This window comes from Sphingobacterium sp. BN32 (genome assembly GCF_030503615.1).
Lineage (GTDB): Bacteria > Bacteroidota > Bacteroidia > Sphingobacteriales > Sphingobacteriaceae > Sphingobacterium.
The window spans coordinates 4,242,915-4,255,623 of the sequence record NZ_CP129963.1 but is presented as its reverse complement, the minus strand read 5'-3'; the positions used below and the strand labels follow the sequence as shown (position 1 = coordinate 4,255,623).

The following is a 12,709-nucleotide window of genomic DNA, read 5'->3' as shown; positions in this document are numbered from 1 at the left end:
TTTGTACATTTGTAGTTCAGATAACCAACATGACAAATTTTCGTAATCTTTCGCAGCCAACCGGACGTACTATCCATATTCACGAACAATCATATCTTTTTTTTGGAGGGACTGCCTACTTAGGGCTGCTCGACAATAAGGACTATATCGAACTTTTTAAGGAGGGAATTGACCGATATGGGTTGAATAACGGGACTTCGAGAACGAATAATGTGCAGTTGGGAATATATGCTGAAGCCGAGAGTTTCATGGCGAGCAGATTTGGATTCCAGGATGCGGTGCTGCTCTCTTCGGGATATCTTGCGGCTCAGGTTTCGGTAAAAGCCTTAGTCGAAAATCGTCGTGTTTATTATGCCCCTGGCGCACACCCTTCCCTCTGGATTGCAGAAGGCCCGAAGGTTGACTTGCCCTTTTCTGCATGGAAAACAAGGGTGATTGATGAGATAAATAACAGCTCGGAAACGAATTTCGCAATCATCTCGAATGCGATTGACAACCTAACACCTGAATTATTTGATTTCTCTGATTTTCAATATCTTGCCGAAGATAAAAATGTATTGTTCATACTCGATGATTCTCATGGAATAGGCGTGTTGAACAAGAATGCGCTTTCCACAGATTTGACGGCTTTGGAGTCTGCTAAAAACATCGAACTGGTTGTTTTGGCTTCCTTGGCAAAAGGGCTGGGAACCGATGCGGGTGCTGTATTTGGAAATGCTGCCACCCTCGATAAAATCAGGAAGCACCCGATTTACATGGGCGCTTCGCCAAGCTCGCCGGCCGCTCTGTTTGCTTTAGTACACGGCAATAGGATTTATGAAGCTGCTTTCGATAAACTGCATCAGAATATTGATATCGCTAAGTCACTTTTTTCATCCTTAGATGGCTATCATAACATCGCTAATTTCCCGGTTTTCACATCGCATGACCCGAATTTATATCGTTACTTAGTGCAACATCAGGTGCTAATTTCCAGTTTTCCATATCCTTTACCCACGAGCCCGCTACTCAACCGAATTGTGGTATCTGCTCTGCATGAGGAAAGTGATATATCGCAATTAGCAGAAATTTTGATGTCGCAACATCGATTAAAACTTTGATTGTCAATAAAATAATTGTAACTTTGCGAGCCTTTTGAAATGTAAAATTGGGGGAAATAAGACTAAATACTTGAATAGTAGATATTTGGTCTGTAAAAAAACATGAAATTATTTCCATTACTCATTTTAAAAGAATACTTTTGCATCCCCAAAAGGGCAAAGATGCCAAGGGTTTAGATTAATTAGAGTAAATATAGATATGACTAAAGCAGAAATTATTGCAGAAATCTCTAACAAAACTGGTTTAGAGAAGGTTGATGTACAGGAAACCGTAGAAGCATTCTTCAAAGTGGTAAAAAACGCAATGGTTGGCGGTGAGAATGTGTATGTGAGAGGTTTTGGTAGTTTTGTAGTGAAGAAGAGAGCAGAGAAAACAGCTCGTAACATCTCCAAAAACACAGCTATTATTATCCCTGAGCACTTTGTGCCAAGTTTCAAACCTGCAAAAGTTTTTGTAGAAAAAGTTAAAAACGGGAACAAAAAATAAGTATTAATTCATGAAAAATACCAAGCAAATCCAAATCATCGTCGTAGCAGTAGTTGTCCTAATCATGGGATTCCTTGTTCTACGACCTGTGAAAGGCTTGGTTGATCAAGAGAAAAATACTGCAGGAGCTGCTACCACAGAGGCTCCTGCAAATCAAATTACCCTGAGCGCAGCATCTGAAGCTGCCAAGCGTGGCCTTAATCCTGCTATCTTAAACGAAATCACTGATTTGGAAGCAAAAGCCGACAAAGCGGATGGAGATGAGAAAGTAGCGATCTACCAACAATTAGCTGATAAGTGGAATGATGTGGAAAAATTTGCCCCTCAAGCATTATTGTATGAGGAAATGGCAAAAATTTCACCTAAATTCGACCTTTGGTTGAAAGCTGGAAATGCCTACCGTAAAGCTTACACTAACCTTCAAGACACAACAACCGCGAAAGCGTTGAATCAACAAGCTATTGCGGCTTATGAGAAAGCTGTCGAGTTGAACGGTGCAAGTTTGGACGCTAAAACAGGACTGGGAGCCGCAATGGTAACCGGAACAAACAACCCGATGGCCGGTATTGCGCTACTGCAAGAGGTAGTAAAAGCCGAACCAAAGAATCTAGAAGCTAATAAAACATTAGGTTTATTCTCTTTACAATCTAGACAGTTCGATAAAGCTATCGAGCGCTTCAAGACGGTAATTGAGCAAAGCCCTGATGCTGAATCGTACTTCTATTTAGCCACTGGCTATGAAAATATAGGGATGAAGAACGAAGCTATCGCCGCTTTTCAAAAAAGTAAAGAGTTAGCTGCCGATCCAAGTCTCTCCCAGTTCATCGACAGACGTATTGATGAGCTAAGTAAGTAATTAACAATTAGTAATAATCATTTAAAAACATTAAAGCTATGCCAAGCGGAAAAAAAAGAAAAAGACACAAAATGGCTACTCACAAGCGCAAAAAACGTTTAAGAAAAAATAGACACAAGAAAAAATAACGTTTAACGTTCATTTTAAAAAATATGTGGTTACAATCTATGATGGTATAAGCATCATAGATTGTTTTTTTCATTAAACGGTTTTTTGTTTAACCGGACAATTTATGTTGTGGAGCGAGTCCACAATAGTCCTTAATTTCAGTAGCTGTTGGTAAAGGAATTAATTATCGATTCAGTCCCCGATAAGGGGGTGACTATTGCTTTACTACAGGATAAGCAACTGGTTGAGTTAAACCGAGAGCAAGCAGACAATAACTACGCGGTAGGAGATATTTACCTAGGAAGAGTAAAGAAAATCATGCCCGGTCTGAATGCTGCATTCGTAGATGTAGGCTACGAAAAGGATGCATTTTTGCATTACCTTGACCTCGGACCTCAAGTACAGTCCTTGCTTAAACTTACCAGAGTGGTAAAGAATGGCAGTTATCAAGAGAAACTGCTCAATAGTTTGAAACTTGAAAAGGACATTGACAAAGCTGGAAAAATATCGGATATTCTTAGCCGTAACACGCTGTTGCCAGTGCAAATTGCAAAAGAACCGATATCCACAAAAGGCCCAAGGTTAAGTTCCGACTTATCTATCGCTGGCCGTTTTGTGGTGTTGGTCCCTTTCTCAAGTTCGGTTTCCATTTCCAAGAAAATTAAAGGTAGTGCCGAAAGAAACAGACTGAAGAAAATAGTCGAGAGTATTAAACCCGCTAATTTTGGGGTAATCATTCGAACAGTCTCTGAAGGCAAAGGAGTAGAAGAAATGCAAAAAGATCTACTCGACCTGATTTCTAAGTGGGAACTATTTACCAAACGTCTTAAAACAGCTGAACCTCCTCAAAAAGTATTAGGTGAAATGGATCGCGCGTCGACTATATTGCGCGATATTCTTACCGATGAATTCTCTCATATCTATGTTAATGATGCAGATATCTTTGAAGAGGTAAAATCATATATACAGGAGATTTCTCCCGATTTAGAAAAGATAGTTAAACACTATAAAGGTAAAGAACCTATTTTCGACCATTTCGGTGTAGAAAGGCAAATTAAGGCGTCTTTTGGCAAGACGGTCAATTTGCAGGGTGGTGCATATCTCGTAATCGAGCATACTGAAGCACTGCACGTAATTGATGTCAATAGCGGAAATCGCATTGCCAATAAAGAAAATCAAGAAGATAACGCGCTTTTAGTAAATAAAGAAGCTGCGAAAGAAATTGCCCGACAGCTTAGGCTGAGGGATATGGGCGGGATTGTGGTAATCGATTTTATCGATATGCACAAGGCGACCAATAGAAAAGAATTGTATGGATTCTTAAAAGAATGTATGGCGAGCGATCGTGCGAGACATACGATTCTTCCTCCTAGTAAGTTTGGATTAGTACAGATTACTAGGCAGCGGGTAAGACCGGAAATGAGCATTGTGACGAACGAAAAATGTCCTGCTTGTGATGGTACCGGCGAAATTAGATCCAGCATCGTCTTACTGGACGATATTGAGAACAATTTAAGCTTCATACTCCAAGAGCAAAACGAGAAGGGAGTTACTTTATGTGTACACCCTTATATTGCGGCCTACATCACAAGAGGTTTTGTCTCGAGAAGATTAAAATGGTTTTTCAAATATGGAAAATGGATTAAAGTGAAGGAAATGTCCTCATATTACCTGACGGAATTCCACTTCTTTAACGCCAAAGACGAAGAAATTAAACTCTAAAAGAGGCGGCCTTGGCCGCCTCTTTTCGTTTTATGGCATACTAGATTATTATTCCTAAACAACTACAGATCTTCATCTTCGACATTGGATCCTGTCAATTTATTGTCGGCAGATCGCTTGTTATAGCGTTCTAGCTCTGCTGGAGAAAGCACATGCTGAATAAACTCCTCGGTCATTGCATTCTTGTTTTCCGGCACATAGAGTTTATCTGTATTGACATAAAGTTTGAGCGGGTAATCATCTTTCTGGTAGGCTTCCTGATCAAAGTTTTCAATATCTTGAAATCCAAAGATCTTCTTTATGACGATTTCGCAGGAGCTCAGCAATAAGATGCTGCTTGCCATGGTGCTAATTTTAAATAGGCTTTTGAAGGGCTTCTTGTAGAATTTAAACATCTTAGACTGTGCTAGCTTAGTCTAAAGTAAGGGTTAAGTTGCTGATTGAGTATGCTTTAACGATAATTAACAAGCCAGTTGATCGCTAGGCCATCTTTCTCCATTTTCCGGAAATAAGTCATCTGTCGTTTAGCGAAGCGATGGATTTCTGTTCGAAGCTTATCATGAAACTCTGCTAAAGTTAGTTCGCCTAAAAGATAATAGGAAGCATACTTGTATTCCAATCCAAACCATTGCAATTGCTCGTGGCTAAGACCGGTTTCCAATAAGCCTTGAACCTCCGAAATCAAACCCTCTTCCATTCTTGCCGACAAACGCTTATCGATTCTACCGCGTCGGGTCTCCAAGGGAGGCGATAATGCCATGATAAGGTGGGGGTATGGTTGATGAGCGGTATCTATTGGTAGCTCATTTGTCTTCAAATAGCGCAGAATTTCCAACGCTCTGACCAAGCGCTTATGGCTATCCCAGTCGATCTGAAAGTCAGATGGGATATCCTCTACTTGAATCATTGCGATCAGTTCTTCTTTCGATAATGCAGCATGTTCCACATGAAATGCCTCATCCCTCGGAATCGAGCTATAGGGTTGAGGCTGCAATAGCGTTTGAACATAAGACCCCGTTCCGCCGCAGAGTATCGGAAACTTTCCTCTATGGATAATATCCTGATAAGCAATCTCAAAGTCTTTCACGAATTCCTTAACTGAATATTGCGTTGTTGGAGATACGATATCAATCAGATGATAGGGGATGCCATCATATTCTTTCAAGTCTTTGCCTGTTCCAATATCTAATCCTTGGTAAACCTGCCTGGAATCGGCAGAAATAATTTCCCCATCGAGTGCCTTCGCCAGTTCGACGGCTAACTTCGTTTTGCCTGAAGCCGTGGGGCCGATCAGGATCAAAAGCAAATCAGGCGAAAGTGTTTCTTTCGCCCGATTAATGTATTTTACAATGTCTTGTGTCGTTCTTAGATCACAAATTTTGTCCATTTCTCGTTGCTATCGTTGCTTTTTACAACCGTATCAATGAAGGCCATTCCACGCACACCGTCGTAAACATTTGGAAAGTCCTGTGCTTCAGCAGATGGCGTTACGCCTTCTTTCTTCGCCGATACAGTCAATGCAAAGTTACGGTAAATGTTTGCAAAAGACTCCAACAATCCTTCCGGATGTCCTGCAGGAATACGCGTATTATGCGTTGCAAAGCTGCTTAATGTAAATGGGTCAGCATAAGCATTACCCGTACGGTATAATTGTCTAGGCTGATCCAGCATCTTAATGATTAAATTATTTGGATCTTCATTCGCCCATTCCAATCCGCCCTTCTCACCATATACACGAATGCGAACTGCATTTTCCTCGCCTGCAGAGATTTGCGACGCCATCAACACACCCTTCGCACCATCTTCAAAACGCAATAATACCGAACCATCATCATCCAACAAGCGACCTTCAACAAACGTTGTCAAATCTGCACAAACCTCTTGAATTTTCAATCCAGTAACATACTCTGCCAAATGCGCAGCATGCGTACCGATATCACCCATTACTAAAGACTTGCCCGAACGCTTCGGATCTGCGCGCCATGCGGCACCAGCATTGCCCTCGCGCTCGCTCAGACGGCTTAACCATCCCTGCGGATACTCGACAACAATCTTACGGATTTTTCCGAAATGCCCTTCTCTCACCATCGCCTTCGCCTGTTTTACCATCGGATAGCCGGAGTAAGTATGTGTCAAACACAAGGTGCGACCTGTGCGCTCAACAACAGCCTGAAGCTCCTGTGCCTCTTCTAAAGAAACAGTCATCGGCTTCTCCACAACAACATCAAAGCCCTTTTCCAAAGCCAGTTTTGCAGGAGCAAAGTGCAAGAAGTTAGGCGTAACGATCGTAACGAAGTCCATACGCTCGCCTTCCGGCAGCTGTGCTTCCTTCTCAATCATTTCTTCGTATGTTGCATAAACACGGTCATCAGCAACAAATAAATCCCTGCCCGATTGCAAAGAAATCTCCGGATTAACGCTGAAGGCACCACATACTAATTCTATTTTTCCATCCATAAAGGCAGCAATGCGGTGAACGGCGCCAATAAACGCATCATTTCCACCACCGACCATGCCCATGCGAAGTTTTCGTTTCATAAATGAGTGTATTTCGATTGATTAAAGATTAAATATAGTAAAATCCTAAAGGAATTAAAGCGGAAGAATCAATTTTGTGCTGCCACTGTTGGCGTGCAGATAGCCCTCATTATACTTTTCTTTATAGACTGATAGGTCTTCATCCTCATGTATCGGGATTTGCTGATCGGCAGTAATCCAGAATCGCTGTCCAGGCATTGTTTTAACCACTTCAAAACCTATCTTCTGCAGGCTGGAATCCTGTGTCCAATCCGCATCCACGTAAGTCATGATATCGCTCGGCTTAAAATCTTTAATGAATGCCTGTATCAGTTTAGAGAGCCCGCCTATAACAATGATATCGCTCTTATGGCAGAACCGGATCAACTCAAACGACCGGTAATCTTCGGCTTTATCGTGCATTCTTCGACCAGCACTGAATACGGCTAGCGATACCAACTCTCCCTGATGATATAAACCATAGCGATACTTGCCAGGCAGAGCCACCTGCAGATGATGCTCTTTGAGAAATGCTAAGGCGATGCGCTTTTCGATTCTAGCGGCTACGGTCGAACGGGCATAGACTTTTTCGGCACGTCCCGCTTGCACCTTCAGGCGGTTATATATCTTTTTCGAATCGCGACGTAGCTGATCTTCAGAAATATGGATGGTCTTTTCCCCCGATCCCGGAGTCGTTCCTTGTGAAACATCTGCATAATAATGTATCGCAAAACCCATTCCCTCCGCTGTAATCAGCGTATAGCCTGCATATTCCGTCATCGCGGGGCTGAGCTTTAGCCCATAACCAATGAAGTTCAATAATCCGATCATTCCCGCGTTTGCCATGCGCCAAAATTACTCTATTTAACAACAATATGCGGCAATCCTAAATTATTAATAACTTTGTACCGTAAAATTATTCAGATGAAGTTACCTATAGTTGCATATGGAGATCCGGTTTTGAGGAAGAAAACCGAAGAGATTGATGAGGATTATCCAAATTTGAAAGAGACCATCGCGAACATGTTCGAAACCATGTATGCGGCAAATGGCGTAGGAATAGCAGCACCACAGGTCGGCCTTCCTATCCGTTTATTCGTGATCGATGCGTCTCCATTTGGTGAGGATGATGAAGATGGACCAGGAGATCCTACCGCAAAAGACTTTAAACGCGTATTCATCAACCCTATTTTGGTGGAAGAATCGGGTAACAAATGGGCATTTAGCGAAGGCTGCCTAAGTATTCCACATATCAATGAGGAAGTGATGCGCCAGGAAAATGTTATCATCAATTACCTAGACGAGAACTTCGAAGAGCAAGAAGAAGAGCTAACCGGACTAGCTGCTCGTGTAGTTCAGCATGAATATGACCATATCGAAGGAAAGCTATTTATAGATAAGCTTAGCCCCTTGAAAAAGGCGATGTTGAAGGGCAAACTAGACTCTATCTCAAAAGGACAAGTTCGCGTTTCTTACAAAATGTCTTTCCCTTTGATGAAAAAAGGTAGATAGCACGTGTCAGCAGATTGCTGAAACATAACTTATATAATCATTTGAGAGCCGCAACAATTTTGCGGCTCTTTCTACTTAAACCTACTTTAAGATTGTTAATCGCTATTGCAATTATATAATTCCGCTCGACCAACGCCCCAATCATCCTCCCGATATCGATTTATTTTGCTTGTTTTGAGTCAATAACGATTATCGAACTCAAAACCGGATACCATGAAAAGATATCAGCTAATATTTGGATTGCTGTGCTTCTGCCTATTGTCAGCATGCAAGAAGGATAAGAACGAACCTTATTTTGAATGGGGGGTAGGCGTGAACCAGTTGCGCGTCTATGCAATAGACGATGTAACCTATGTTATTAAACCAGATAATTCGCTTTGGGCACGCGGAGGGATATTCACTGCAGAGGTAGGTGCCAAGGACAAGGGCTATAAGATGATCGAACAGAATGTGAAAAAGGTTGAAGGCAACTGCTGCAGTTTATATATCCAAAAAACGGATAATTCGGTGTGGGGGTCTGATAGATACTATGTCCAAGATTTGGCGGATGTGAAAGATAATAAACCACTGGAGAAAATTGCCGATGGTGCGATGGATATTTCGGCAGGGAATTACTTTGTTGCTATTCTAAAGGCTGATGGTACAGTTTGGGGTTTTGGTCAAAACGGGCACGGAGAATTTGGGATAGGTTCTAGAACCTATGACAAACTTCCATTGACCAAGATCGCTTCTAATGTGTCACAGATTGCTACAGGATTCTCTAATATCTACCTTTTGAAAACGGATTCGACCTTATGGTCCGCCGGTGATGATTTGTACGGTAAGTTAGGCTATAAGACCGACGGAAACCAACTTACGTTCAAGAAGGTAGCCAATCAAATTAAATTAGTGCGTGCTAGAGGCAATGCTGTGATGATGATTAATAATAAAGATGAGGCCTGGAGTTTTGGTGACAATGTGAATGGCGGACAAGGAATTGGCACGAAAAGTCAAGACCCGACTTACCCGCACAAAATCGGCGAGCAGGTGGCGAATGTCTACACGAGCAGCTTCTGCTCATATTTCTTAAAAACAAATGGCACACTTTGGGCTTCAGGCTCTAATCACCAAGGGCAGATGGGAATTGCCGGTCCAAAGGAGTCTTTCCGATTTATCCAAGTCGCTGACGACGTGAAAGGCTTGACAGCTGAAGTATCTGCAGGCCATACTATTGTGCTGAAGGGTGGGCGATATGTTGGCACTGGAAGTAACTGGTATAAGCAATTGAGCAATGATGATTCCCAAAAGATCTTAACATGGACAGACTTTATTATGCCATAAAGGGACTGAATAGCTTGAACCTTATTCTTCCTTCTCGACCATAGGAACCGAAGGAAGGGAAAGATTATAGCGAACCGATAGAAAGCGGATAATAAAAACCATGCTCGCACTCACAAATGCATTGATATTTTCCGAAATAGGTGTCATTTGCAATAGAACATAACAAATGGCACCCGCTAAGCAGGCCGAGGCATAGATCTCTTTTCTCAGGATCAGCGGGGTCTCATTCATCAAGGTGTCTCGAATAACACCGCCCATACTCGCTGAAAACATACCCAACATAACGGCAGCAATAGCGCTGCTTTCGTAACTTAAGGACTTCTGAACTCCTACCACCGTAAAGAAACCAATACCGATCGCGTCAAATAGGAAAAGGGTGCGGGCAAAGCTGTCTAATCGTTTATTGAAGAGAATGGAGATAGTTACCCCAACGAAGATTGCAATCAAATAATTGCCATCCTCAACCCAAACTGGGCGGATATTTAAAAACACATCGCGGAGGGAACCTCCACCAATGGCAGTCACGAAGCCCATAAATGTAGCTCCAAACACATCTATAACCTTTCGGTTTGCCGCCATGGCGCCCGAGATTGCAAAGACCATCGTTCCTAAGAGGTCTATAAAGTATATAAATTCCATGCAATGCCTGCTTTTACGCCTACAATGATACAAAAATTATTAAACCCCTAAGTAAGGAATTGTCTTTGCTTTATAAACTTCAGCTATACAAATAAAGGAGCCTTGAGAGGGCTCCTTACTAAACAAACTAAACAACGATAGTTGATGGGTTATCCTCGAATGAGGATGGGCTAATTCTTTCCCGGATTTTTTTCCTTACGCAAGGCATCCAGATCTTCCTTATATCTCCTGTCAATTTCTTTGAATTCAGAACTGCTGCGAAATTCCTCCTCAACCTTTACTTTCGCTTTCCACTCCGGAGAATCGAAATATTTCTCAATTTCTTTACCGTGGTCTTCGATCTTTTTTATTTTCTCTTTCCATGCCGGCGAGTTGAAATACTCATCCACCTTAGACGCATCCTTTTCTAATTTGGCAATCTTTTCGTGCCACTCCGGCGACTCAAAATATTGTTCAATTTCTTTGCTCTGTGCTTCAATAGACTTCAACATATCTTTCCATTCCTTCGACTCGTAGTATTTAGCCATATCGGCACCCGATTCTGCCATCTTCTTCACGTTTGCTTTCCATTCCGGAGAATCGAATTGTTTTTTAACGTTCGCATTTAAATCCTCAATCTTCTGCTTCCATTTCGGCGAATTGAAATATTCATTGATCGACTTGGATTGCGATTGTATGGACTCCATTTGTTGCTTCCATTCAGGCGATTTGAAATACTCATTCACGCTGGCCGATTCTGCATGCAATGCATCCAGATGTGCCTGAACCTCCGCAGGTAGTTTGGTCGAATCTTGCTGAGACAGCGATGTGATAACGCTACGGCTGTGTTTTTTCTTCTTTGTCGTATCCTGCTGTACTGCAAGGGGAGGTAGGGCGGCCAATGCTTTTGGAATTTCCAACAATTGCACTTTTTCGGACTCTTCTGCTTTCGCTTCGTTGTTCGGAACTAACCAAGCGACTGTGACTAGCACAACAGAGCTGATTAACAACGCTATAAGCTGCTGTTTTACACTGATGTAATTTGTTTCCATTTTGGTGATTCTTTTAATTCGTTTAAATAAACTATTTCTTCCCGTCGCCGCCATGCTCAATGGATGGCTATTCCCCTGGCGCAGGGTTTCTAATTCGACCAAAGCATGTGCATAGGTTATCGGCTTTTCCACATGCTCAAGTACCATATCGTCGCAGGCATGCTCGCGTTCGCGTTCCATAATTTTCGATAATGCCCAAACAAAGGGATTAAAGAAGAGAATGGTCTCGATCGTCACCTTAATCAGATTCAACAAGTAATCCTTACGCTTGATATGTGCGAGCTCATGTAATAGGATTGATTCGACCTGCTCAAGCTCCATCATATTCGCATAGGCGAACGGGAACAATACGACCGCCTTAAAGAAGCCTATGGTGATAGGCACGGATATACGCTCCGACAAGAATAATGGAACATAGCCTTTAATATTTAAGATGGCTTTTGCATGTTCAAATTTCGCCTGCCATTCCAACGGGCTTCCGTGCAGACTCTTATATTTAAGGCGACGCAATTTGAGAAAACTATTAAAGAGGATAGCAGTCTGCAATAGGATCCCGATACTATAGATAGTAAACAGATAAGGGAAAAGGCTTTCCAATTGAAAATGATTCTCCGGGATATAGCCTATATGCTTCGCCATATTTTCTACGTTTATCGGTAGGCTATCCGTTTGCTCAAACGGAACCTGATAATAATACATAAAGCTGCAAGCAAAACCTGCTGTCAATACCATTTGAAAAAGGAATGCTAGATTATGCTTTCCACGGGCATGCATTTTTGGAAAGACCATCATCGCCAGGCATAACAATATATAAAGTACTGCTCCCTGCCAGAGCGAGTGGAGCATGCTCCAACCGACCGCCGTTGTGATTTGATAGATTAAGGCTTCCATGGTTAATTATTTTCAAGGTTCTTTAAAAATGCTTTTATCTCATCGATCTCCTTTTTGCTGGTGCGCTCATTTCCCAAAGCCTGCATCACTAAACGCGCCGTCGAACCATTATATACCGTATCAATCATTTTATCTAAGAATTGATTTTGCGTATCTTCTTTATTGATCTTCGCAACATATAAATGGGTCTTGGATGAAGTATCTCTATCCACCATGCCTTTATCATGCATAATCTGCATTAATTTTAGGATGGTCGTATAGCCAACATCTTTCTTCTCTAAGCTTTCAAATACTTCGCGGACACTAGATTGTCCCTTTTTCCAAAGCACTTGTAAGATTTCCATTTCGCTATCTGTCGGTTTCATATCTCTTTTGGTTACATCTACGAATCATTTCGTAATCAAATGTACGAAGGTTTTCGTAAATCCAAAATATTTTAACATTTTTTTTGAAAATAGCTGGTGGGTATCGTTTTGAACCAAGAAAGGAAGGATTTAAGGATGGGTCGTATGTTATTGTCTTGAGT

The 12,709-nt window shown here is 41.8% G+C and carries 13 protein-coding genes; 6 read left to right on the top strand and 7 right to left on the bottom strand.

Annotated elements, in window-relative coordinates; translation table 11 throughout:
- Positions 1 to 29 precede the first annotated feature (29 nt).
- The 4 genes from QYC40_RS18040 to QYC40_RS18025 all read left to right on the top strand — a co-directional run bounded on the left by QYC40_RS18040 (position 30) and on the right by QYC40_RS18025 (position 4,273).
- Positions 30 to 1,100 (top strand): aminotransferase class I/II-fold pyridoxal phosphate-dependent enzyme, encoded by a 1,071-nt coding sequence (locus tag QYC40_RS18040; protein WP_301991630.1) that lies wholly within the window; start codon positions 30 to 32, stop codon positions 1,098 to 1,100.
- A 199-nt stretch (positions 1,101 to 1,299) separates the two neighbouring features.
- A complete protein-coding gene (locus QYC40_RS18035) occupies positions 1,300 to 1,587 on the top strand; it encodes an HU family DNA-binding protein (RefSeq protein WP_149527532.1) in 288 nt (95 codons plus the stop codon).
- Between the two features lie 10 nt (positions 1,588 to 1,597).
- Entirely contained in the window at positions 1,598 to 2,443 is an 846-nt protein-coding gene (locus tag QYC40_RS18030) for a tetratricopeptide repeat protein (RefSeq protein ID WP_301991628.1), read from the top strand.
- Between the two features lie 276 nt (positions 2,444 to 2,719).
- Complete coding sequence (locus QYC40_RS18025; RefSeq protein ID WP_301991627.1) at positions 2,720 to 4,273, top strand: Rne/Rng family ribonuclease; 1,554 nt, start codon at positions 2,720 to 2,722, stop codon at positions 4,271 to 4,273.
- 62 nt (positions 4,274 to 4,335) lie between these two features.
- On the opposite strand, the gene QYC40_RS18020 is transcribed toward QYC40_RS18025, so the two are convergent.
- The 4 genes from QYC40_RS18020 to QYC40_RS18005 form a co-directional block, all read right to left on the bottom strand.
- Entirely contained in the window at positions 4,336 to 4,617 is a 282-nt protein-coding gene (locus QYC40_RS18020) for a hypothetical protein (RefSeq protein WP_301991626.1), read from the bottom strand.
- 107 nt (positions 4,618 to 4,724) lie between these two features.
- Entirely contained in the window at positions 4,725 to 5,660 is a 936-nt protein-coding gene (miaA, locus tag QYC40_RS18015; RefSeq protein ID WP_301991625.1) for a tRNA (adenosine(37)-N6)-dimethylallyltransferase MiaA, read from the bottom strand.
- Positions 5,639 to 6,811: a Gfo/Idh/MocA family protein gene (locus tag QYC40_RS18010; protein ID WP_301991624.1), complete on the bottom strand. Its 1,173-nt coding sequence runs from the start codon at positions 6,809 to 6,811 to the stop codon at positions 5,639 to 5,641. Before QYC40_RS18010 ends, miaA begins: the two co-directional genes overlap by 22 nt.
- Before the next feature lie 54 nt (positions 6,812 to 6,865).
- The gene (locus tag QYC40_RS18005) at positions 6,866 to 7,636 is read right to left on the bottom strand and encodes a hypothetical protein (protein ID WP_301991623.1); all 771 of its coding nucleotides are present in this window, start codon (positions 7,634 to 7,636) and stop codon (positions 6,866 to 6,868) included.
- Positions 7,637 to 7,714: 78 nt separating this feature from the next.
- On the opposite strand from QYC40_RS18005, the gene def reads away from it, so the two are divergent.
- Both def and QYC40_RS17995 read left to right on the top strand, forming a co-directional pair.
- The gene (gene def / locus QYC40_RS18000) at positions 7,715 to 8,302 is read left to right on the top strand and encodes a peptide deformylase (RefSeq protein ID WP_149527526.1); all 588 of its coding nucleotides are present in this window, start codon (positions 7,715 to 7,717) and stop codon (positions 8,300 to 8,302) included.
- Between the two features lie 213 nt (positions 8,303 to 8,515).
- Positions 8,516 to 9,622, top strand: coding sequence for a hypothetical protein (locus QYC40_RS17995; protein ID WP_301991622.1), 1,107 nt, complete (start codon positions 8,516 to 8,518; stop codon positions 9,620 to 9,622).
- Between the two features lie 21 nt (positions 9,623 to 9,643).
- Here the strand turns inward: QYC40_RS17995 and QYC40_RS17990 are convergent, their stop codons facing one another.
- From QYC40_RS17990 to QYC40_RS17980, 3 genes are all read right to left on the bottom strand, one after another.
- Entirely contained in the window at positions 9,644 to 10,261 is a 618-nt protein-coding gene (locus QYC40_RS17990) for a trimeric intracellular cation channel family protein (RefSeq protein WP_301991621.1), read from the bottom strand.
- 170 nt (positions 10,262 to 10,431) lie between these two features.
- A complete protein-coding gene (locus QYC40_RS17985; protein WP_301991620.1) occupies positions 10,432 to 12,183 on the bottom strand; it encodes a M56 family metallopeptidase in 1,752 nt (583 codons plus the stop codon).
- Positions 12,184 to 12,185: 2 nt separating this feature from the next.
- The gene (locus QYC40_RS17980; protein ID WP_301991618.1) at positions 12,186 to 12,548 is read right to left on the bottom strand and encodes a BlaI/MecI/CopY family transcriptional regulator; all 363 of its coding nucleotides are present in this window, start codon (positions 12,546 to 12,548) and stop codon (positions 12,186 to 12,188) included.
- Between the last annotated feature and the right edge of the window lie 161 nt (positions 12,549 to 12,709).

Excerpts from the sequence above, each read along its gene's own strand:
- QYC40_RS18040 (WP_301991630.1), top strand. The coding sequence starts at position 30 with ATGACAAATTTTCGTAATCTTTCGCAGCCAACCGGACGTACTATCCAT.
- QYC40_RS18020 (WP_301991626.1), bottom strand. The coding sequence starts at position 4,617 with ATGGCAAGCAGCATCTTATTGCTGAGCTCCTGCGAAATCGTCATAAAG.
- QYC40_RS18035 (WP_149527532.1), top strand. The coding sequence starts at position 1,300 with ATGACTAAAGCAGAAATTATTGCAGAAATCTCTAACAAAACTGGTTTA.
- QYC40_RS18005 (WP_301991623.1), bottom strand. The coding sequence starts at position 7,636 with ATGGCAAACGCGGGAATGATCGGATTATTGAACTTCATTGGTTATGGG.
- QYC40_RS18030 (WP_301991628.1), top strand. The coding sequence starts at position 1,598 with ATGAAAAATACCAAGCAAATCCAAATCATCGTCGTAGCAGTAGTTGTC.
- QYC40_RS17980 (WP_301991618.1), bottom strand. The coding sequence starts at position 12,548 with ATGAAACCGACAGATAGCGAAATGGAAATCTTACAAGTGCTTTGGAAA.
- QYC40_RS17985 (WP_301991620.1), bottom strand. The coding sequence starts at position 12,183 with ATGGAAGCCTTAATCTATCAAATCACAACGGCGGTCGGTTGGAGCATG.
- miaA (WP_301991625.1), bottom strand. The coding sequence starts at position 5,660 with ATGGACAAAATTTGTGATCTAAGAACGACACAAGACATTGTAAAATAC.
- QYC40_RS17995 (WP_301991622.1), top strand. The coding sequence starts at position 8,516 with ATGAAAAGATATCAGCTAATATTTGGATTGCTGTGCTTCTGCCTATTG.
- def (WP_149527526.1), top strand. The coding sequence starts at position 7,715 with ATGAAGTTACCTATAGTTGCATATGGAGATCCGGTTTTGAGGAAGAAA.
- QYC40_RS18010 (WP_301991624.1), bottom strand. The coding sequence starts at position 6,811 with ATGAAACGAAAACTTCGCATGGGCATGGTCGGTGGTGGAAATGATGCG.
- QYC40_RS17990 (WP_301991621.1), bottom strand. The coding sequence starts at position 10,261 with ATGGAATTTATATACTTTATAGACCTCTTAGGAACGATGGTCTTTGCA.